Origin of the sequence: Priestia sp. FSL P4-0332, assembly GCF_038005845.1 — a bacterium.
Lineage (GTDB): Bacteria > Bacillota > Bacilli > Bacillales > Bacillaceae_H > Priestia.
The window spans coordinates 5,072,933-5,095,839 of sequence record NZ_JBBOUA010000001.1; the positions used below are offsets into that span (position 1 = coordinate 5,072,933).

General features: G+C 39.2%; 16 protein-coding genes and 1 pseudogene. 4 read left to right on the top strand and 13 right to left on the bottom strand.

Annotation, left to right across the window (positions count from 1 at the left end; all coding sequences use genetic code 11):
* Positions 1-22 precede the first annotated feature (22 nt).
* The 9 genes from MKY06_RS26600 to MKY06_RS26640 all read right to left on the bottom strand — a co-directional run bounded on the left by MKY06_RS26600 (position 23) and on the right by MKY06_RS26640 (position 11,479).
* Entirely contained in the window at positions 23-1,822 is a 1,800-nt protein-coding gene (locus tag MKY06_RS26600) for a cation:proton antiporter (RefSeq protein WP_280166969.1), read from the bottom strand.
* A 230-nt stretch (positions 1,823-2,052) separates the two neighbouring features.
* Complete coding sequence (gene cydC, locus MKY06_RS26605; RefSeq protein WP_289920466.1) at positions 2,053-3,798, bottom strand: thiol reductant ABC exporter subunit CydC; 1,746 nt, start codon at positions 3,796-3,798, stop codon at positions 2,053-2,055.
* Positions 3,798-5,510, bottom strand: coding sequence for a thiol reductant ABC exporter subunit CydD (gene cydD, locus MKY06_RS26610; RefSeq protein ID WP_340961664.1), 1,713 nt, complete (start codon positions 5,508-5,510; stop codon positions 3,798-3,800). Before cydD ends, cydC begins: the two co-directional genes overlap by 1 nt.
* The gene (gene cydB / locus MKY06_RS26615) at positions 5,510-6,526 is read right to left on the bottom strand and encodes a cytochrome d ubiquinol oxidase subunit II (protein WP_098449250.1); all 1,017 of its coding nucleotides are present in this window, start codon (positions 6,524-6,526) and stop codon (positions 5,510-5,512) included. The genes cydD and cydB overlap by 1 nt, the downstream gene beginning before the upstream one ends.
* Positions 6,513-7,919, bottom strand: a complete 1,407-nt coding sequence (locus MKY06_RS26620; RefSeq protein ID WP_029319462.1) for a cytochrome ubiquinol oxidase subunit I — start codon at positions 7,917-7,919, stop codon at positions 6,513-6,515. The genes cydB and MKY06_RS26620 overlap by 14 nt, the downstream gene beginning before the upstream one ends.
* 301 nt (positions 7,920-8,220) lie before the next feature.
* A complete protein-coding gene (locus MKY06_RS26625) occupies positions 8,221-8,676 on the bottom strand; it encodes a threonine/serine exporter family protein (RefSeq protein ID WP_013059882.1) in 456 nt (151 codons plus the stop codon).
* A 14-nt stretch (positions 8,677-8,690) separates the two neighbouring features.
* Positions 8,691-9,452, bottom strand: coding sequence for a threonine/serine exporter family protein (locus MKY06_RS26630; protein WP_029319463.1), 762 nt, complete (start codon positions 9,450-9,452; stop codon positions 8,691-8,693).
* A 144-nt stretch (positions 9,453-9,596) separates the two neighbouring features.
* Positions 9,597-10,607 carry a LacI family DNA-binding transcriptional regulator gene (locus MKY06_RS26635; RefSeq protein ID WP_063670742.1) on the bottom strand — a complete coding sequence of 337 codons (1,011 nt, stop codon included), beginning with the start codon at positions 10,605-10,607 and terminating at the stop codon, positions 9,597-9,599.
* A gap of 95 nt (positions 10,608-10,702) precedes the next feature.
* The gene (locus MKY06_RS26640; protein WP_029319467.1) at positions 10,703-11,479 is read right to left on the bottom strand and encodes an alpha/beta hydrolase; all 777 of its coding nucleotides are present in this window, start codon (positions 11,477-11,479) and stop codon (positions 10,703-10,705) included.
* Positions 11,480-11,668: 189 nt separating this feature from the next.
* Between MKY06_RS26640 and MKY06_RS26645 the strand changes: the two genes are divergently transcribed.
* Entirely contained in the window at positions 11,669-13,054 is a 1,386-nt protein-coding gene (locus MKY06_RS26645) for a sugar porter family MFS transporter (RefSeq protein ID WP_063670744.1), read from the top strand.
* Between the two features lie 33 nt (positions 13,055-13,087).
* Here MKY06_RS26645 and MKY06_RS26650 read toward each other — a convergent pair whose 3' ends face one another.
* Together MKY06_RS26650 and proB are read right to left on the bottom strand one after the other, a co-directional pair.
* Entirely contained in the window at positions 13,088-14,332 is a 1,245-nt protein-coding gene (locus tag MKY06_RS26650; RefSeq protein WP_098277610.1) for a glutamate-5-semialdehyde dehydrogenase, read from the bottom strand.
* The gene (gene proB, locus MKY06_RS26655) at positions 14,329-15,162 is read right to left on the bottom strand and encodes a glutamate 5-kinase (RefSeq protein ID WP_035438596.1); all 834 of its coding nucleotides are present in this window, start codon (positions 15,160-15,162) and stop codon (positions 14,329-14,331) included. The genes MKY06_RS26650 and proB overlap by 4 nt, the downstream gene beginning before the upstream one ends.
* Positions 15,163-15,406: 244 nt before the next feature.
* On the opposite strand from proB, the gene cstA reads away from it, so the two are divergent.
* Positions 15,407-17,215 carry a carbon starvation protein CstA gene (gene cstA, locus MKY06_RS26660; protein WP_029319473.1) on the top strand — a complete coding sequence of 603 codons (1,809 nt, stop codon included), beginning with the start codon at positions 15,407-15,409 and terminating at the stop codon, positions 17,213-17,215.
* Positions 17,216-17,490: 275 nt separating this feature from the next.
* Positions 17,491-18,951 carry a catalase KatA gene (gene katA, locus MKY06_RS26665; RefSeq protein ID WP_029319474.1) on the top strand — a complete coding sequence of 487 codons (1,461 nt, stop codon included), beginning with the start codon at positions 17,491-17,493 and terminating at the stop codon, positions 18,949-18,951.
* A gap of 326 nt (positions 18,952-19,277) precedes the next feature.
* Here the strand turns inward: katA and MKY06_RS30740 are convergent.
* Positions 19,278-19,433 (bottom strand): annotated as a pseudogene (locus MKY06_RS30740) (ATP-binding protein); the annotation flags it as partial.
* Between the two features lie 283 nt (positions 19,434-19,716).
* Between MKY06_RS30740 and MKY06_RS26670 the strand changes: the two are divergent.
* Positions 19,717-21,168 (top strand): alpha-amylase, encoded by a 1,452-nt coding sequence (locus MKY06_RS26670; RefSeq protein ID WP_013059891.1) that lies wholly within the window; start codon positions 19,717-19,719, stop codon positions 21,166-21,168.
* 30 nt (positions 21,169-21,198) lie between these two features.
* On the opposite strand, the gene MKY06_RS26675 is transcribed toward MKY06_RS26670, so the two are convergent.
* A complete protein-coding gene (locus MKY06_RS26675) occupies positions 21,199-22,632 on the bottom strand; it encodes an anion permease (protein WP_029319476.1) in 1,434 nt (477 codons plus the stop codon).
* Positions 22,633-22,907: the final 275 nt, after the last annotated feature.

The window sequence follows — 22,907 nt, forward strand, 5'->3', positions numbered from 1 at the left end:
AGGCCATTGAAGGCCTGTTTTTTTATCTTTTTAATGGCTGAAGGCTTAATACCGTATCACCCGCATTAACGTTTATTTCTTGATCATGAGCAAAAAAACTCAATGCCTTTCCTTGCTTGCTCACTGCTAGTAAAAGAGAATCATCGCTTTTCTCCTCAAGATATGTTTCATACGTATATTCATCCGTAATTTTTGTATTGTAAATCGTATATCCGTGCTCCATTTTATGATGCAGAAACTCCCACGTAATTCCTTTCTTAAAGAGCATGCGTCCTCTTACTGTGTGCATAATTTCATCGACGTCTTCTCTTGAATCTTCTCGGTCACGAATGCTCAATTGAAAAACATTGTTCCGCCCCATATCTTGAAGAAAAGCAGTACAAACAAGCGCATTATATGCATCTAACTCAGTTGCAGCAATCACGTATTCATAAGGAGTTAAATCTAGATGATATTCCGTTTGCTCAGCTAGAACTTCTCCGTGATACACATCTACTTCCGCTCTGCGCGCAACTCTTAAACGCTCCCACGAAGAATCAGCAACTAATACTGGATAGCCCAGCTGTTTTAACTTGGAAGCAAAGGCAACCGTAAAATCATTGCTTCCTACAAGCAAAATACCAGGTTCTTCTCCAATTGATAAATCAAGCTTCTTAGCTAGCCATGAAAGGGAAAAACCGTGTGCACAAACCGTAGCAAACACTAAAGCAAATGTCAGAGTTGTTAGGATGGAAGCATCTTTAAATCCTTCATCAATTAGTACTTTCGCAAAGTAGCTCGAGACCGTTAACGCTACAATTCCGCGCGGGGCAATCCAGCCAATCAGTATTTTTTCTTTTATAGATAAATCTGTCCCTACCGTTGATAAAAAGATGGAGACAGGTCTGACAATAAACAGCATAAGTAAAACAAACAAAATAATATTCCAATGAAAAATTTCAGTAATGGTCTTCATCGTCAGTCCAGCCGTTAACATGATAAAAATAGTAGAAGTCAATAGAACCGAAATGTTTTCTTTAAAATGTCGCATATCACTAATAGATGAAATATGCATATTAGCAAGCGTAATCCCCATCGCTGTTACTGCTAGAAGACCTGTTTCATGCTTAATTTCATCAGCTACCGTAAAGCAGGCAATAACGACAATAAATACGACCGGAGATTTTAAATACTCTGGAATATGACCCTTTTGAAACATCCATCCTATTCCGCGGCCAAGAAGCCACCCTATTAAAACAGCAATAATAGAGGCTGCAAAGAAAAAGAGAATTGTTTTTCCACTCACTTCTCTCAGCACTAAAAATTGAACAATTTCAAACGAAAAAACGGCCAGCAGTGCACCAAATGGATCAACAATAATACCTTCCCATTTTAAAATCGCTGCTGGTTTTGGTTTTAATTTAGCTTGTCGTAAAAGAGGTAAAATCACGGTTGGACCCGTCACAATAAAAAGCCCTCCGATAACAATTGCCACCGCCCATGATAAATCCGCTATATAATGAGCAGCTAAAGAGCCTAAAATCCAAGCTAGCATGGCTCCGAGCGTCACAATGCGAAACACGGGCTTTTCGATTCCCCTTACCTCTCTCATGTCTAAATTCAAGCTGCCTTCAAATAAAATAACAGCTACAGCAATCGATACAAAAGGATCAAAAAGCTGAGCAAATTGTGCTTTAGGATCAATTAAACCTAAAATAGGGCCTGTTAGTAGTCCGATAATTGACATCACGACAATTGCTGGTAACTTAAATCTCCAAGCCAGCCACTGAGATAGAACTCCTAGTCCCACTACGAGCGTGATATGTATAAGCATAGGTTCCATTGTATCTTCCTTCTCTCGTTCGCATAATGTGTATATATTTTCCCTAAAATAAACCGATGTTATACAGGAAGAAACAAACACTACCTTGTTTTACCACTTTTTCAAAAATGCTAAACGCATACTCTTTTCTTTGAATCCAAACTGCTTTCTTTCTTTCATTCGACACATATTTTACTCGTGTTTGTCGAATTTCACTTTATTATCAAATAATAAAAAGCCTTTAGCTTCTGCTAAAGGCTTTTTGCCGGATGATCCAATTCATATAGCTTTTGATAGTGACTGTTCGTCGCAAGTAATTCGTCATGCGTTCCTCGAATGGCTATCTTACCATCTTGGAAAAATAAGATTTCATCCATTTTTTCCATCCCAACTAAATTATGCGTAACCCAAATTAGGGTTTTGTCTTGAAGAGTTTCAAAGATAGTGGATAACAGACGCTTTTCAGTGATAGCATCCAACCCTGCAGTTGGCTCATCTAGCATAACAATTGGCGTATGCTGAAGCAGAACACGTGCTAACGCAATCCGCTGACGTTCTCCTCCCGAGAAGCGCTGACCTGTTTCGAGCATCGGCGTTTGATATCCTTGGTGCAAACCTTCCACAAGGGAGTGCATATTCACTTGCTTCATGGCCTCAATTACTTCTTCTTTTGTGGCCTCTTCATTAGCTAGTAATAAATTGTTGGCTACGCTTGTATTAAATAAATAAGGATTTTGATTTAATACAGAGATGAGTTTTGGTATATCTTCACGAACTTCAGCAACAGACTGACCGTTTAGCTGAACTGTACCTTCTGTAGGTACTAAGGAGCCTTGCAGCAACTTTAATAGAGTCGATTTTCCAGCTCCACTCTTGCCAAGAATCGCAATTTTTTTCCCTTGCTCGACTTGAAATGAAAGATCATGAATTACTGACTCCTCCTCATTACTATAGCGAAAGCTTACATGCTCAACTTTTAATCTAACCGAATTCCATGAACCTTTATAAGGTAGAGAAAGAGTATGTTTTTTCTTTTCGTTCACATCTTCCCAGTTCTTTTCCATTGCCTGTACTCTATTTAATGATTCTTCAAACTGAGGAATCTTTTCTACTGCATTAGATACTGGCAGCAGCGCTTCAGATAAAGGAAATACTACTAAAATAAAAGCAGCAATAAACACACCTGCAAGCTCTTTATCTGCAAAAAGAGAAGCCCCAAACCAAATCATTGTGACAATTAAACCTGCTACAACAAGTTGTCCAAACAATTCTCGATAATACGTCCATAGTTTAAGCTTACGATCCATGCCGTCTAACTCATTTTCTGTTTTGTTATACGAATGAAAAAATGACTGCTGCTGACCGCTTAACACCCAATCAGCCACTCCTAAAAAGCCGTCTGTGACCTTGGCATATAACTGTGCTTTGCTTGATTTATATCGCTGATTGGCTGCCTTCATATGCCAAAGGGAAAAAAGCGGCATCACTACTACTAATAAAAATAAATAGATGGCAATCAAACATGCAAACTTTAGGCTAAAGAATCCTAAAGCTACAATCGAAATAACGTATAAAATAACAGCTGAAATTGTTGGAAGAATGGTACGCAAGAATAAGTCTTGTAAACTTTCAATATCTTCCGCGAGAACTCCTAAAACATCTCCTGTTTGATAGCGAGATGTAGCAATTAACGGTTCAATCAAATGATAAAGACGTGTACGCATTTTAGCTAAAATACGAAGAATAAAATCGTGACTGACAAGACGCTCCGCATAACGGAAAGCGGCTCGGCTTAAACCAAATGTACGCACAAGTACAATTGGAACATACACCAATAAAATCGTTTCTGGCCGTAAGGAAGAAGCTGAAATCAAATAACCTGACGTGAACATTAACGCGCAAGCAGAACCAATCGTTAACATGCTTAGTAATAAAATAGAAAAGATACGATATTTATATGTTTTAAAGTAGGGCCATATCCAACTTTTATATTTCATCATATCTCCTCCTCTTCATGTAAAAATTGATAGTAAGCTCCTTTTTTTCGAATCAGTTCTTGATGATTACCGATTTCTGCAACTTTTCCGTCCTCTATTACAACAATGAGATCCATGTCTTTCATCCAATGCAGACGGTGTGTAGCTAAAATAAATAACTTCTCTTGGAACATCGTTAAAATATCTTGCTTTAATTCATATTCCGTTTCAATATCGACTTGTGCCGTTGGTTCATCAAGCATAATAATAGGGCGGTCGCTTAGAAATGCCCTTGCTAGAGCAATTCTTTGAGCTTGGCCGCCGCTAAGCTGCCGTCCTCCATCTCCGATCATTTCATTTTCCTTATCAGACATCTGTTGAATCATAGATAAAAGCCCTGCTTTCGTTAAAGCATCTTCATAATCATATGAGCCGCCTCTATCTTGATAAAATTCAATATTTTCTTTTACTGTTCCATTAAAAATAAATGGATGCTGAGGGATATACGTAATCTGCTTTTGCCAAGCATCTGAGCGTAAATCAATTGGCACGCCGTTTACTTCAGCAGAGCCTTCTGTAGATTGCACAAAGCCGCTTAGTATATCAATAAGCGTCGATTTTCCAGCGCCGCTTTTTCCGATGATTCCAATTTTCTTCATTCCTTTAACATGCAGTGACACATCTTCAAGGGAAGGTGGATGCTCTTCGTCATATTTGACGGTGATATGCCTTAATTGAAGTTCACTGCTTTCAGTCCAACTAGGAACATCTTCTTTTTTAGTCGGCGTTTTTTCAGCCTGCTTCACAATCTTAAGTAATGCATCTCCGGATTCTTTTCCGTCTAATGTTTCATGGTAATCATTTCCAACTTCTCGTATCGGCAGGAAGTATTCAGGCGCCAGCAATAAAATCATAAGTGCAGGCTCTAATGTCATCGAACCATTCACCAGCCGCAAACCAAGCATAACAGCTACGATGGCTACAGATAACATCGTAAAGAAATCTAAAGCAAACGTAGATAAAAAAGCAATTCGGAGCGTTCCCATTGTCGCTTTTCGATAACGGTCACTGACTCTTTCAATCGTTTCAGCATGCTCCTTACTTTTCCCGAGAAATGTTAAAGTTTCTAACCCTCGAAGCGAATCTACAAAGTGGTTCGACAACACGTGATATGTCTCCCATTGGCTATCTATTTTTTTTTGTGCAGCCAGTCCGAGCAAAATCATAAATAAAATTAAAATTGGCATGGTCACAAGTAAAATAATGCCTGAAAGCCGATCATGATACCAAACGAAAGCAAGCACTAGCCAAGGTGTAACGCTAATGGCGGCCAGTTTAGGCAAAAACAGCTCGAGATAAGCGCGAAGCTTCTGTAGGCCTGTGGTGATGAGCGTCACCAAGTTTCCTGTTCCTTCATCTTTGGTAAAACGCGGTCCTAATGCAAAAATGCTTTTCATGACTATCAAACGCAGTTCCTGAGTCGTTTTGACTCCAAATTGATATGACGTTTTTTTCACTATAAAACCTATGATCTGACGAACCATAAAGGCAGACAAAAACAATCCGATTGCTTTTGTCTGCGAAGTTAAACTTTCACCATGAAAAAGAGCGGTAATTACTTCGGCGAGCCACTTAGCTTGAAAAATAATGGCTACACTTTGAATAGTAATAAGCCCTATTAACATGGCAAGAACCATTTTTATTCCGTTGTAAACCATTAAATTTCTACCCATTAATACTCCATATGCTCCTTATGATCTACACGCTTTCTGAAAACGTAGTAGCTCCAAATTTGATAACCTAACACAAAAGGCAGTAACGCAATAGCAGCGTAAGACATAATCTTTAAGGAATAATTCCCTGATGCTGCATTATGAATCGTTAAACTATAGCTTTCATTGATTGAACTAACCAAAACGTTTGGAAACAATCCTGCAAATATAGAGGAAATTGATAAAATCAAAATTAAGCCAGACATAGCAAATGCCCATCCGTCTTTTTTACGTGTAAGGAAAAATCCTGCTAGTAAATACACGAAAATACCGATGAAAAATGTATATAGCATCAAGCGGCTATGATTACTGAATAAATCTGTTTCAAAAAACGTCATGCCTGAAAAGATAAGAAGTAATAAGGCATTTATAGGCAAAAGCTTCATAGCGACTTTCCGTGAACGATCTCTAATATCGTCCATCGTACGGATCGTCGCAAAAATAAGTCCGTGCCATAAGCAAAGCATTGTTAACGTAACGCCGCCTGTGATGGTATATAGATTAACAATATCGGAAAAGCCGGCATTCATTTGCATGTTGCGCTCAACAGGCAGTCCTTTCATTAGCGCTGAAAATAAGATACCAAAAATGAGCGGTGGAAAAAGACTTCCAAAGAAGATAACCCAATCCCATGCATTTTTCCACGCTTGTTTTTCAACTTTCCCTCGAAATTCAAATGCTACACCGCGGCCAATAAGCGAAAGCAAAAGAAGAACAAAAAGAACATATGACCCGCTTAATAGCGTTGCATACCAGTTTGGAAAAGCGGCAAACATAGCACCGATTGCTGAAATTAGCCAAACTTCATTTGCATCCCAAAAAGGACCAATTGTATTAATAAAAGCTCGTCGCTCTAATTCGTTTCTTCCTAAAAAACGAGACACCATGCCAATCCCAAAATCAAAGCCTTCTAAAAAGATAAAACCAACAAACAGAATGGATACTAGTAAATACCAGAATTCATTAAGAGAAAACATTGTATCCCTCCTTTGTAAACGGATCAGTTGATACTACTTTTGTATGTGCTTCGTGATCGTGATCTGGACCTTTTTTAATTTCTTTAACGAACAAGAACACCATAATCACAGCTAAAATTAAATAAAAGAACGAAAACGAGATAATAGAAAACAGCAATTCACCTGCTGTTACACCAGGAGACACGGCATCTTCCGTTTTCATATAGCCAAATACAACCCAAGGCTGACGGCCAATCTCTGTCATAATCCAACCTGCTGAGCTTCCAAGGAACGGAAAGGCAATGGCAATCGTCATAATACGTAAAAATAGTTTGCTTTCTTGAAGTTTTTTACGAGAAAGCAAGTACGTGCCCCAAATACCTAATGCACATAATACCCCACCTAGACCAGCCATAATGCGGAAACTCCAAAATGTTGTCCGAACGGGTGGAATATAATTTCCTGCTCCATATTTCGCCGTGTACTGCTCCTGCAGCTGGTTCATCCCAGGAACGGAACCTGAAAATTTCCCGTATGATAAGAAGCTTAATAAATAAGGTATTTTGATTTCACTCGTATTTTTCTTTTCATCGGGGTGAATATTTGCTGTTACCGTCCAAGCGCCTGGACTCCCGCTGTTTTCCCATAATCCTTCACTTGCGGCCATTTTCATCGGCTGTGTTTTAACTAAGTATCCAGCCTGTTCATGACCAGATAACGCAATTCCTACACCTGAAACTAACCCTACAATAATGGCAACTTGAAATGATTTTTTGGCAAAAGCCACATGTTTTTTCTTCAAGAGCATAATGGCACTGACACCCGTGATAAAAAAGGCGCCTGTTGCAAACGAACCTAAAATGGTATGAGGGAATTCAACCCACAGCTGACCGTTTGTTAACAATTTAAAGAAGTCATTCATTTCTAAACGTCCATTATTCAGCTCCATTCCAACCGGATGCTGCATAAAAGAATTAGCCGTTAAAATAAAGAACGCTGAAAAAATAGTACCTAGACTAACAAGCCAAATACATAGACAGTGCAGCCATTTAGGCAAACGATCCCACCCGAAAATCCACAGTCCGAGGAAAGTGGACTCCATAAAAAACGCGAGCAGTGCTTCAATAGCAAGCGGCGCACCGAATACATCTCCTACAAACCGTGAGTACTCTGACCAGTTCATGCCAAACTGAAATTCTTGTAAAATACCTGTTACGACTCCGACAGCAAAGTTAATCAGGAATAAGTGCCCCCAAAACTTTGCCATTTTTTTATACTGTTCATCTTTTTTTACTACGTACATCGTTTCCATGATCGCTACTAAAAAGACAAGACCGATAGATAGCGGTACAAAGATAAAATGAAACAGCGTCGTTGATGCAAATTGAATACGTGATAGTATAACTGTATCCATCTTCTTTCTCCTCTCATATATAAGAACATTCATCATTTCCGTAGATACTTTGCTTATTTCTGAGCATCTTTTACTTACATTGTGAAACATTGAGCATAATAATTCGAGATATATGCTCAATGTTTCACATACATATGTAATATCTCTCTTTCTATCTACATAGTATAGTCTATTTTTTTAGCTGTGCACGTACATTTTTTGAACGTTTTTAGACTAAAACGTGACTTTCTTGTGACAAAAAAGTGAAGGATCTCTTTATTTTTTTCATAAAAAAAGCACGCTCTGATTTGAGCTTGCTTCTCTACGGTCGATATTTTGCTTTGGCATTTAATTTAGATTGACGAATGATTTGGTTGATGACTTCAGAAAACACAATACCAATGGCAATTGAACCTGAAATCATAAAAGCTTTCGCTGCAAGACTAATCGCTTCATTATAGTTATTTTCTACAAAGTTACGCATGGCATCGTATGCTGTTCCTCCTGGAACTAGCGGAATAATACCTGCTACGGTGAAAATAATGATCGGCGTTCGGTAAATTTTTGCGTAAATTTGACTAATAATAGCAATAAAGAAGGCCGATGCAACTGTGCTTGGAATTTCATCTACGCCATAGAACGTTAGCAAATAGTAAATGAGCCAGCCAATCATTCCGACAAAGCCACTTTTTAATAATGATTCACGTGGAACATTAAAAATGATCCCAAATGCTGCTGAAGCAATAAAACTTGTAATTATCTGCTCTACGATATGCATATGATGCCTCCCTTCTATAGAAGCGTAAATACAATGGCAATACCTGCACCGATAGCGAATGCCGTCAGAAACGCTTCTGCTCCTTTTGATAATCCAGACAGTAAATGTCCTGCCATTAAATCTCGCACTGCATTGGTAATGGATAAGCCAGGAACGAGAGGCATAACGGATCCAATAATAATTTTATCAATTTGCGTGCCTAGTCCTGAAGCAACTAAAAGAGCTGATAAAAGTCCAATAACTAACGAAGCGGTAAACTCAGCAAAAAAGCGAATCGGAATAAGACGGTGGAAATACACCACGGTTAAAAATCCGAGACCTCCTGAAAACATAGCTGGAATAAAGTCCGACCATAAACCTTGAAACATGATTAAAAAGCATCCGCTAGAAATGGATGCAGCTGCAAGTTGAACCCATAGTGGAAAAGCTACGTTCGTTGCTTCAATTTCTTGTAGCATTTCATACGCTTCCTCCAAGGAGATGTGTCCTTGACTGATTGTTCTTGAGACGCTATTTACCATGGTTACTTTTTTTAAATCTGTCGTTCGTTCCGAAATACGAATTAACTTCGTTTTCGTCGGTTCTTTCGTTTCAAGTGAAAACATAATCCCTGTTGGCGTCACATAGCTGTGGGATTTTTTTATACCGTAAGACGCTGCAATCCGCATCATTGTGTCTTCTACTCGATACGTTTCTGCTCCGCTTTCTAACATAATTTTACCTGCTAGTAAGCTAACGTCCATAATTTCATATTTATCTAATTTTTGTTGTGTCATCAAATCGCTCCAAACATATTAAAGCTTGGTTTTTTCCCCTACAGCATACAGTGTATAAGAAAGAGGGAAGTGGACGCAATGGTTAATGCAAAAAAGTGTGGACTTTTTGTCTCACACTTTCAGGAATAGTATATACATTCCTTATCAATTCATACGTTTTGTGGTCTCGCGCTCTACTAATACAGGTGCCATTTTATACTGCATCTGATCTATTTCTTGCTGATCCTGAATTTGCTGAAGTAAGAGGTTTACTGCTTTTTCAGCCATTTTTTCCATCGGTTGACGGATAGTTGTTAGTGGAGGATGCGCTTCACTAGCTTCTGTAATATCATCAAACCCTATAACAGACAAATCTGCTGGAACGTGAAGCCCATTTTGCCACGCACAGTGTATCACTTTCAGAGCAATGTAATCCGTAGCACAAATAAGCGCAGTTGGAGGCTCTGGATGATGAGCTAGCTTATTTATAAACTGATATAGTTCATCTGAGTTATTCATATCTTCTTTCACAAACTTTGCGTTTGCTGACGGTACATACTGATAAAAAAGAGACAGACGGTGTTCGACTCCGCTTACAGCTTTTCCAACGAACCCTATATTCTTATGACCAAGGTCCGTTAAGTGAGCAACAGCTAATTGCATTCCCACCGCATCATCTACATGTACAATCGGCCAAAGTGCAGAAGAGGCGTCTCCTGTAAGAGAAACGTAAGGCGTTTGATATTGTTTTAATATATCTACAAACGGATGCTGAGCAGCTACATAGTCTAATAAAATGACCCCATCAAACCAATGGTTCATCATAACATTTAATTGACGCTCAGCCGTTGTTTCTTCGTAATCCGTGTGTCCAATAAGAACATCCATCCCTCGACTTTGGACTTGTTGCTGTACCTTTTTTAATAGTTCAATTAGAAACGGATCTTTTAAATCTCTAATTAATATCCCGATAATTCCTGTTTTTTGGGCCCGCAGAGCTGCCGCAAATGGATTCGTCTGATACCCTAAATGAGCTGCTGCTTTTAGTACTTTTTGTTTAGTTTTTTCACTGATTTTAATTTTACCGTCTTTATTATTGAAGATTCTTGATACCGTAGCTAATGAAACTCCCGCTTCTTTTGCTACTTCTGTAATCGTGACTTTTTTTCTCCCCATTCGTACCGACTCCTATTTTCTTTTAGTCTATCGACCAAGTAAACATTTTTCTTTATTATACTACTAGAAGCCGGAACCACCGAAAACTACCTTCCCTACTTTTCACTAAACAGCCACTTTAACACATCTTGAATTTTTTGATCCCAATATGCCCAGTCGTGACTTCCTTTTCCTTCTTCATATGTAAAACAAATAGGCTCTTGCTTACATCGCTCGGAAAAACGTTTATTTTCCTGATATAAAAAATCTTCCGTTCCACAGCATTGATAAATACGCGGAGTCACTTCTCCATAGCGCCGGCGATTTTCAAGCAGCCAGAAAAGATCATCTTCAGGTCTAATAACAGGCGGCATGCCAAAAATCAAAGGATAATCTAAGAACTGAACTTCTCCTCGCCCTCCAAGCCCTTCAACGTCCATCACTCCTGATAAACTGGCAGCTGCAGAAAATTGATGTGGTTTGCGAAACGCCCATTTTAAAGCGCCGTACCCTCCCATAGAAAGGCCAGCTACAAAATTATCTTCTCTTTTTTCCGATAATGGAAAGAATGATCTAGCCAATTGAGGAAGTTCTTCTGTTACAAACGTCCAATACTTTTTTCCATAAGCCATATCTCTATAAAAGCTACGATCTACATTTGGCATTACAACTGCAAGTCCTAATTCTGATGCGTAGCGTTCAACCGAAGTCCTTCTCATCCATATCGTATGATCATCAGAAAGACCGTGTAATAAATAGAGCGTAGGGTGTTTCTCACTTCTTGTATTGGTTTTTAAACCAATTTGACATTTTGTTTGCTGCGGTATCAAAACGTTCATTGAAGTACTTATTTGCAATACTTCTGAAAAAAAATCACATTGCATAAATGCCATATTTCTCTTCCCCCCTATTTTTTCTTCCCTATTGATTGATAACAAAACGTACATAATTCATATAAAAGTTAAAAAATAGTTTGATTATTTACAATTTTTAGTTTAACATAAAAACATCTTTTATGAAAACGTTTTACGTATAACGTTTTTTTATTAAAATAATGACCGTGATTCAAAGGAGGAATTTATATGGGGATAGTAAAAGTAACTTCTGACGAGTATAAGGAGCAAAAAGGAAATCTATTTTTCGTGATTTTCATTTCATGTGCAGCTGCTTTTGGAGGGTTACTTTACGGCTATGACACAGCCGTCATTTCAGGAGCTATTGGGTTGATGGAAGTACATTTTAATCTTAGTCCAACGATGGTAGGTTTTGTTGTATCTAGTCTGCTGCTCGGTGGTGCCGTTGGGGTACTTGCTTCAGGGAAACTGAGTGATCGATTCGGTAGAAAAAGCATCTTACTTTTAGCAGCTTCTTTATTTATCGTGTCCGCAATTATGCAAGCGCTATCTTCCTCCATCTCTTTTGTGATTATTTCTCGAATTATTGGAGGACTAGGCATTGGTATGGCTTCTGTTCTTTCGATTACCTATATTTCTGAAATAGCCCCTCGGCACATGCGCGGCCGCTTAGGCTCTCTTTATCAATTTGCTGTTGCTGTTGGGATTGTTTCTGTCTATTTTGTAAATGACTACATTTTATCTATTGGGGAAGACGCTTGGCAGAATTCCACGGGATGGCGCTACATTATCGGCGCTTCTGGCATTCCAGCTCTTTTGTTTCTTCTTATCCTTTCTACTGTTCCTGAAAGTCCGAGGTGGCTGGTAAAAGCAAACCGCACTTTAGAAGCTATGGACATTTTAATTAAAATCAATGGTACACAGATTGCACGCCAAGAGCTGTATCATATTGAGCAATCGTTAAAAGAAAATCAACCGGCTTCTCTTTCGCTTTTTAAAGAGGCTGGTCTTCGAAAAGCGCTGCTTATTGGTATTCTACTTGCAGCCTTTCAACAGCTTGTCGGAATTAATGCCATTATTTATTACGCCCCGCAAGTTTTTGAAGCAGCTGGAGCTAGAGGAGATTTATCGCTCCTTGTTACGTCTATGATTGGTGTAGCTGCCTTTTTAGGCGTTCTTTGTTCCATGTGGCTTATCGACCGGATTGGCCGCAAAGCTTTATTGCTTATTGGCACAGCTGGTATGGCCGTTACGCAGCTTCTCGTTTCCTTTGGATTTCATTCTCAGGGTACTGAAGGGTTGACTACTAGTTTACTTATTGTTTTTTATTTATTTCTTTTTAATATTTCTATGGGACCGGTTGTATGGGTTGTGATTTCGGAAATTTTTCCTAATCACGCGAGAGGCTATGCAATGTCTATTTCTACGTTTTTCTTGTGGATAGCTAATTGGTTTGTATCTCAGTTTTTCCCTATCCTTTGGAACAAAGCTGGAGGATCTTTCACATTTTTATTCTTTATGATTATGTGTATTGCTTCATTTTTGTTTATATGGAAGTGGGTTCCGGAAACAAAAGGAAAGTCACTTGAAGAAATTGAACATATATGGAAATAAGAGAAGCCTGGGCATATGCCTCAGGCTTCTTTTTTATCGAATTTGTCCATCTCCGTAAATAATATATTTTAGCGTTGTTAATTCCTTTAATCCCATCGGTCCACGCGCATGAAGCTTTTGTGTACTAATTCCGATTTCTGCCCCGAAACCAAACTCTTCTCCGTCCGTAAACCTCGTTGAAGCATTCACATAAACAGCGGCTGAATTAACGCGCTGTAAAAAACGCTGAGCATGAGCATAATTTGTTGTTACAATCGCTTCAGAGTGATGTGAACTATGAACATTAATATGGGAAATCGCTTCATCGATATCATCTACGATTTTAACCGCCATGATGAAATCCAAGTATTCTTTCTTCCAATCCTCATCCCCTGCTGGAACAAGATCTGGAACGATTGTTAGCGCACGTTCATCACCGCGTACTTCTACATCTTTCTCTCGTAGCGCTTGAACAATAATCGGCAAAAATTCATGAGCCGCTCGTTCATGAATAATCAGCTTTTCGGCTGAGTTACACACCGCTGGACGAGATGTTTTTGCATTAATGACAATATTGGCCGCCATGTCACCGTCATATGCTTCATCAACATAAATGTGGCAGTTCCCAGTTCCTGTCTCAATAACGGGAACCGTTGCATTTTTTACCACCGCTTCAATTAAACCAGCACCGCCTCGAGGAATTAATACATCGATATATTCATTTAATTTCATTAACTCCAGTGCTGTTTCTCTCGACGTATCTTCAATAAGCTGTACGCTATGCTCAGGCAATCCTGCACTTGCCGCAGCTTGAGATAATACAGAAACAATCGCTTGATTCGAATAAAACGCCTCGCTGCCTCCGCGCAAAATAACTGCATTTCCTGCTTTTAAGCATAAGCCTGCTGCATCACACGTAACGTTTGGACGCGCTTCATAAATAATTCCTATGACACCAATAGGTACACGCTGCTGCCCAATTTGTAAGCCATTTGGTCGCTTCGCCATAGACAGCACTTCTCCTACTGGATCGGAAAGCACAGCTACTTGGCGCAGGCCGTCTGCCATTCCGTGAATCCGCTCTTCATTTAAAGATAGGCGATCCAACATAGCTTTTGACGTGCCTTTTTGAACGGCTTTTTCTACGTCTAATTTATTTGCTTTTAAAATCGCTTCTTGCTGACTCAATAAAGCAGCCGCCATTTTATAAAGTGCCTGCTGTTTTTGTTCGCTCGTTACATTTCCTAAGAAATAAGAGGCTTCTTTTCCCTGCTTTCCTTTAAGCTGCAATTCACTCATTTCATTACTCCTTCAGCTTGTTTTAAGAATAACGTTCCAATTTCTTGGCCTTCAATAATATCTCGCAAAATACTTGGTTCTTTACCATTTGCTAGGATTAAGCTCACGCCTGCACTTGTAGCTGTTTTAGCAGCGGTAAGCTTTGTGACCATTCCGCCTGTTCCAACGTCAGTTCCACTATCTCCAGCAAAATTCTCAAGCTCCGGTGTGATGCCATCTATTACTTTCATTAATTTAGAGTTAAGGTTTTTTGTGGGATCTGAATCAAAGAAACCGTCAATATCAGATAAAATAACAAGTAAATCTGCGTGAATCAAAACTGAAACAATGGCGGATAAATTATCGTTATCTCCAAAACGTACGATGTTTTCAATCTCATCGATTGCAACTGTATCGTTTTCATTCACAATAGGAATTACTTTGTCTTCAATTAATTTTTCAAACGTGTTCACAACGTTATTGCGCACATGTTCATCTTCGATTACATCTTTCGTTAACAGTACTTGACCAACGATGTGGCTGTACTCACCAAAGAATTTACTATAGATATGCATAAGCTCACATTGCCCGACAGAGGCCGCTGCTTGTTTGTCTCGAATAGAAGTTGGCTTTTCTTTTAACTTTAGTTTTTTTACTCCTACTTGAACAGCACCTGATGTAACAAGCACAACTTCTTTTCCTGCATTCATTAAATCAGATAAAACACGCGCTAGTTTTTCAATGCGTGCTAAGTTAATATCTCCATTATCATAGGTCAACGTAGATGTCCCTACTTTGACTACAATACGCTTGCTATTTTGTAACTCTTGACGATGGTTCACTCTTTTCATCTCCCTAACTAAAAACACCTAAATGCGTACTAATTTTTTTAAAAATTATAGCAGAGATTATGCGAAAAGTCTTATAGTTTTTCAAAGGGAATTTGAACTTTCTAATTTTTTAAATAATTAAGGGAAAAACTGGTGATAAAAGCGCTTTCTTCTTTTATAATGAAAGTTGTAAGGGGAACACACAATTACATAACGTTGTGTAGTAGTACAAACATCAGACAACTAAGGGATAGGGGGATTTGTAATGAATGCGGTTACCATTGTTATTGGATCTATCTGTATTTTAATGATTGCGTATCGGCTTTATGGAACATTCATGGCTGTTAAGGTCTTGAAACTAAACGATGCGCAAAAAACGCCAGCACATGAGCTTGAAGATGGAAAAGATTATGTGCCAACCAACCGATGGGTAACATTTGGTCATCACTTTGCAGCTATTGCAGCTGCTGGTCCGCTTGTTGGACCTATCTTAGCAGCTCAGTTTGGCTATTTGCCCGGACTGCTCTGGCTTTTAATCGGAGCTGTAATCGGAGGAGCCGTTCACGATGCAGTTGTGTTATTTGCATCTATGCGCCAAAAAGGCCAGTCGCTTTCAGAAGTGGCTAAAAAAGAGCTAGGACCCGTCGCTGGTTTTTGTACAGGTTTAGCTATGCTTTTTATCATTACCATCACAATGGCCGGTTTATCTATGGTCGTGTTACACGCACTTGAGAAAAATCCTTGGGGTACATTCGCTGTTGGAATTACGATTCCGATTGCAATGGGGGTAGGTATTTACCACAAAAAAACCGGTAATTTAAAAGCGGCTTCTACCGTCGGCTTCATTTTAATTTTAATCGCCGTATTTAGCGGTCCTTATATTCAAGGAACAGCTTTAGGAGATTTTTTAACGCTAGATATTAAAACACTTTCAATTATTCTTCCCGTTTATGCATTTTTCGCAGCGGCCTTGCCCGTTTGGCTGCTTTTAGCACCTCGAGATTATTTAAGCAGCTTTATGAAAATTGGTGTCTTTATCGCGCTGATTGTAGGCGTGTTTTTCGTAAATCCAGCAATTCCATTTCCTGCAGTTACTGAATTTATTCACGGAGGCGGCCCTATTTTAGCAGGACCTGTGTGGCCGTTCATTTCCATTACGATCGCCTGCGGTGCTATTTCCGGCTTCCATGCATTTGTTGGTTCAGGGACAACCCCTAAGATGCTTGACCGCTGGAGTGACATTAAAGTTGTAGGCTTCGGGGCGATGTTAGTCGAATGCTTGGTAGGAATTATGGCATTAATTGCCGCAACAGCTTTACATCCTGGAGACTACTTTGCAATCAACTCTACACCTGAAGTGTTTAAAACGCTCGGTATGAACGTGACAGCTCTTCCTCAGCTTAGCCAAGAGATTGGTCTAAACTTGGAAGGCCGTACAGGCGGCGCTGTTACACTGGCTGTAGGCATGACGTATATCTTCACGGAAATTCCTTGGTTCAGCCACCTGTCTTCTTATTTTTTCCAGTTCGTCATTATGTTTGAAGCAGTGTTTATTTTAACTGCTATCGACGCTGGCACACGCGTTTCCCGCTATTTAATTCAAGACTTTTTCGGTGAATTTTATAAGCCTTTGAAGCGAGTAGACTGGCTTCCCGGGTCCATTTTTGCAAGCGCCCTAGCCTGTTTTATGTGGGGGTACTTATTGTTCTCAGGAGATATTGGCTCCGTTTGGGCGCTGTTCGGCGTATCGAATCAGTTAATGGCCTCTATTGGTTTAATTATTGGAGCAACCGTCATTCTTAGAATTGCAGATAAACGTTCCTATATGCTTACTTGCCTTATTCCATTAGCCTACCTTTACGTGACGGTTAACTACGCGGGTTATTGGATGGTTAAGAATGTGTATTTAAATGAAGCTGCGGCAGGTTACAGCATATTAAATGCGACTCTTTCAATCATCATGCTTATACTCGGTCTCATTATTATGATAGCCGCGATTCAAAAATGGACACAGCTTTGGCGCACGCCTCAGGCTGAGCTGGCAGCGAAAGCAAACTTAACACAAAATATATAAAACGAACACGCTTGCTTATATAAGCAAGCGTGTTTTTGATATGGTAATAGCCGGTCAAAATAATTGCACACCAGGCATTTTTATTATTAAACTAAATATACTATACAGAAAATTTTTAAAATAGTTCGTACACTTCACATGCTATATACCCCATTGGCTACATCTCAAAATCAACACTTTAAATTATAATAATTATAATTTAGTATTGATTTTTTATTTAAAAATGTTATTATTATTTCTAACATAATAAAATTCAAATAAGAGGTGGTTCTAAGATGACAACAAACAAGAATAACCTAACGACTAGTTGGGGAGCTCCGGTTGGAGATAATCAAAATTCAATGACCGCTGGTTCACGCGGACCTACTTTAATTCAAGATGTTCACCTTTTAGAGAAATTAGCCCATTTTAACCGAGAGCGTGTTCCCGAACGCGTCGTACACGCAAAAGGCGCCGGTGCCCACGGCTATTTTGAAGTGACAAATGATGTTTCAGCCTATACAAAAGCAGCTTTCCTTTCTGAAGTAGGAAAACGAACGCCTCTATTTGTTCGCTTTTCAACAGTAGCTGGTGAAAATGGCTCAGCAGATACCGTTCGCGACCCTCGCGGGTTTGCTGTTAAATTTTATACAGAAGAAGGAAACTACGACTTAGTCGGAAATAATACACCTGTATTTTTCATCCGAGATGCGATTAAATTTCCTGACTTTATTCATACACAAAAACGCGATCCACGCACACATTTAAAAAACCCGACGGCCGTTTGGGATTTCTGGTCTTTATCTCCTGAATCTTTGCATCAAGTTTCTATTTTAATGTCTGACCGCGGTATCCCGGCAACTTTACGCCATATGCATGGATTTGGCAGCCACACATTTAAATGGGTTAATGCCGAAGGAGATGGCGTTTGGGTAAAATATCACTTTAAAACAGAGCAAGGCGTAAAAAATCTGTCTCCAGACGTAGCTGCAAAGCTAGCTGGTGAAAATCCAGATTATCATACTGAAGATTTATTTAATGCCATTGAAAAAGGCGATTTCCCTTCATGGAAGCTGTACGTTCAGATTATGCCATTAGAAGACGCTGATACGTATCGCTTTGATCCGTTTGACGTAACAAAGGTTTGGTCACAAAAAGACTACCCGTTAATTGAAGTAGGTCGCATGGTCTTGGACCGCAATCCAGAAAATTATTTTGCCGAAGTGGAGCAAGCTACATTCTCACCTGGAACGCTTGTACCAGGAATTGACGTATCACCTGATAAAATGCTGCAAGGTCGACTATTCGCATACAGCGATGCACATCGCTACCGCGTGGGTGCTAACCACCAAGCGCTACCGATTAACCGTCCGCGCAATGAAGTAAATAACTATCAGCGTGATGGTCAAATGCGCTTTGACGATAACGGCGGCCGTTCTGTTTACTACGAGCCAAACAGCTTTGGTGGTCCGACAGAATCTCATGAAAACAAACAAGCGGCATACCCTGTTTCAGGCGTTGCCGATAGTGTTGCATATGATCATAACGACCATTACACGCAAGCAGGTGACTTATACCGCCTTCTAAGCGAAGACGAGCGTACACGACTAGTTGCAAACATCGTTGAAGCTATGAAGCCTGTAGAAAAAGAAGAGATTAAACTGCGTCAAATTCAGCACTTCTACAAAGCGGATCCAGAGTATGGAACACGCGTTGCAGACGGTTTAGGATTATCTGTTCCGCAGCAAGTAAAATAAAGAGATCAGTTTTCCAAATGAGAAAATAAAGGTATTTTTCTCATTTTAGATTTTCATTTATTATCAATTAGTTTAACATTTTATCACTAAATAAGTATCCATATTTTATGGATACTTATTTAAATTCTTGTAAAAAGAGGAAGGGATGAAGAAATGATTGGACAAAAAATAAGATGTAATCAGTGTGATAGAGAAATAAAAGTACTAAAGCACAGTACACTTTGCGGTTGCGGAATAAAATTACGAACGCTAAAAAAAGAGAAGCAACCAGCATAATGAGGTTGCTTCTCTTTTTTTACTAGATATGCTGTTTATATTCACTCACATTAAAGAGTAATCGTTACTTTAAATAAATCTCCGTCAATTTCAATATTCAGTTTTCCTCCGTGCAAATCAATAATTGACTTAGCAATAGCTAAACCAAGTCTAGAGTCTTTGGTTTACCTCGAGGTATCCCCACTTTTAAAACGTTCAAACCGCTCCTCGTTTACAACTAGAATCGCATATTCGTCCATTGATTTCTCACTCTCCTTTCAAAAGTATGTCATGGGTCATTTCGTCTATGGGTTTTACTGTAAACTGCATTTTTTAAGAAAAAAGAAGAAAAAATTTTAAGATTTTCTTAAGCTTCATATGTTGAAAAAGGTTTAAAGAATAGGGATAACAGGAACGTTAAAAGAAAAAATATAATCAATTCCTCATTTGATTCTAAAGAACTATCCGTGAGCGATTATATCTTTTTATTTAAAAGGAGGATGATTTAACTTGGAACGGAATCATACAATTATGCAATTTTTCGAATGGCATGTGCCAGCTGATGGCGAGCATTGGCAACGCCTCAAAGAGCTCGCTCCTCAACTAAAAGAACAAGGAATTGATTCCGTGTGGATTCCCCCTGTTACAAAAGGTGTTTCATCAGAGGATAATGGCTACGGCGTTTACGACTTATACGATCTTGGCGAATTTGATCAAAAAGGAACCGTTCGTACAAAGTATGGAACCAAGCAAGAGCTGCATGATGCGATTGATGCCTGTCATAATCACGGAATTAATGTCTATGTGGATATTGTGATGAATCATAAAGCTGCAGCAGATGAAAAAGAAACGTTCCACGTCATTGAAGTGGATCCCATGAACCGAACAGAAGAAATTTCTGAACCTTTTGAAATTGAAGGGTGGACAAAGTTTACATTTGAAGGGCGCGGCGATCAATATTCTTCTTTCAAATGGAACTTTAATCATTTTAACGGCACTGATTACGATGATAAAAATGGAAAAGAAGGCGTTTTTCGTATTGCCGGGGAAAACAAAAGCTGGAACGAAAATGTCGATCAAGAGTTTGGCAACTACGATTATTTAATGTTTGCGAATATTGATTACGATCACCCTGAAGTTCGAGAAGAAATGATCAAATGGGGAAAATGGTTAGCAGACACCCTGCAGTGCGACGGTTATCGATTAGACGCCATTAAACATATTAACCACGATTTTATTAAAGAGTTTGCCCACGAATTGTCCTCTTCTCAAGAAAAGCCATTTTATTTTGTGGGAGAGTTTTGGAATCCAGAGTTAACAGCCTGTCAGGAATTCCTAGACGTGATTGATTATCAAATTGATTTGTTTGACGTATCGCTGCACTATAAACTGCATGAAGCCTCTCAGCAAGGAAGAGATTTTGATTTAACCACAATTTTTGATGATACATTAGTCAAGACTCACCCTTTGAATGTTGTCACATTTGTAGATAACCATGACTCTCAGCCAAATGAATCTTTAGAATCTTGGGTAGAAGATTGGTTCAAACAAAGTGCTTACGCTCTAATTTTACTTCGTGAAGACGGCTATCCTTGTGTGTTTTACGGAGACTATTTTGGGATAGGCGGAGAGCACCCTATTGAGGGAAAAGAAAAAGATATTTCCGCTCTCTTGCATGTACGCTATGACAAAGCATACGGTCAGCAAGACGATTATTTTGATCACCCGAATACCATTGGATGGGTAAGGCATGGTGTAGAGGAATTTGAGAAGTCTGGATGCGCTGTGGTGATGTCAAACGGCGAAGATGGCGAAAAGAGAATGTTCGTCGGCGAACACCGAAGTGGACAAACGTGGATCGACTTCACAAACAACCGAGAAGATCAAGTTGTGATTGAAGAAGATGGCTACGGACAGTTTCCTGTAAATGGCGGCTCTGTATCCGTTTGGGCTGAAGCATAAAAAAAACAGTGGCCTGCGCCACTGTTTTTTTTACCATAGACCGAGCAGTTTCCACCACAAGCCGCCAATTCCAATCCAAATGATAATATGAATAATTGAAATTAAAAAGCCGAGCGACCACCATTTTTGCTGCGTTACATATCCACTACCGAAGAACACCGGTGCCGGTCCACTGCCGTAGTGAGTTAAACAGCCAAATAAATTGCTAAAGAACGCTAAAATTAATGCTGACAGTAACGGAGGCGCACCAGCGGCCACGATGACAGATAAAAATGCTGCGTACATAGCGCTGACGTGAGCCGTATTACTCGCAAAAAAGTAGTGAGAATAAAAATACGCAACAGCTAGTACAATCAACGCCGTCATCCAAGACATATGACTAACAGTGCCTTTCATCAGATCACTGAACCAAGGAATCATGCCTAGATCATTTAAGAAGGTTGCCATCATAACCAACACAGCAAACCAAACTAATGTATCCCATGCTCCCTGTTCTTTTTTGATGTCCGACCAGCTTAGTACTTGCGTTAAAAGCAGCGTACATAGACCAATAAAAGCAGTTGTTGTTGCATTAATATTTAAATTAGCTCCAAAAATCCACAGCACAAGAAGAAGTAAAAATACGCCAATCATGTACCATTCTTCTTTCTTTAGCGGACCCATCTCATTTAATTTTTTTACTGCAATTTCAGATGCTTCCGGTGTTTCTTTTAATTCTGGCGGATACAGCTTATAAATAACAAGCGGAATAACAATTAAACTAATAATTCCAGGTACAATTGCAGCCGCTGCCCAGCCAACCCATGAAATAGTCTTTCCTGTAATTTGTTCCGTCATTTTAACAGCAAGAGGATTGGCCGCCATTGCTGTTACAAACATAGCGGATGTGATCATATCTCCTTGAAACGATACTTTTGTTAAGAAAGCACCGACTCTGCGCTCCGTACCGTCTCCAGTTCTCGATCCATATGTTTCGGATAAAGAACGAATGATTGGAAGAATAATTCCTCCAGCTCGTGCTGTATTAGACGGCATTGCAGGTGATAAAAGCAAGTCACTTACGATAAGAGAATACGATAATCCCAACGTCTTTTTACCGAACAAACGAACGAAGATATAGGCAACCCTTGTTCCTAGACCAGTCTTAATAAAACCTCTAGAAATAAAGAATGCAATAACGATTAACCAAATCGTCGTATTTTGAAAACCGCTGAGCGATTGTTCAAGTGTTAATGTATTAGTTAATACAATAATGGTTAAAGATAAAATAGCTACACTGCCTAATGGCAATGGTTTAATGATAAGCCCTACGATAGTAGCCACAAAAATAGCGAATAAGTGCCAAGCCTTCACATCAAGTCCGGACGGAGGTGTAATAAACCATAAAACAAGTCCGATTGCCAGACAAATTAATAAAGGAATAAATTTCACTTCGCCGGCAGGCTTTTTTGTTATTTCAGCCATAATCTTTCTCCTTTCATGTTTTTTAATAATAGTAGTAGTATGCTCTTTCTACTTCGTACCCAATACTTATCCCATTTAAAATAAAATAATTGTAAAAATACGTTTCGTAAGGATGATATTGTAAAATTGTGAAGTATTGAGCATAATTCCTTTATTATTTTATCATATATATTGACAATATTTATCTCCTACCTTCATTTTGTCCCCTTCAAATAGCTTGTAATCGTTATTTTATCAAAAATAAATAAACTGCATGAGTTCATCATGCAGCCTTG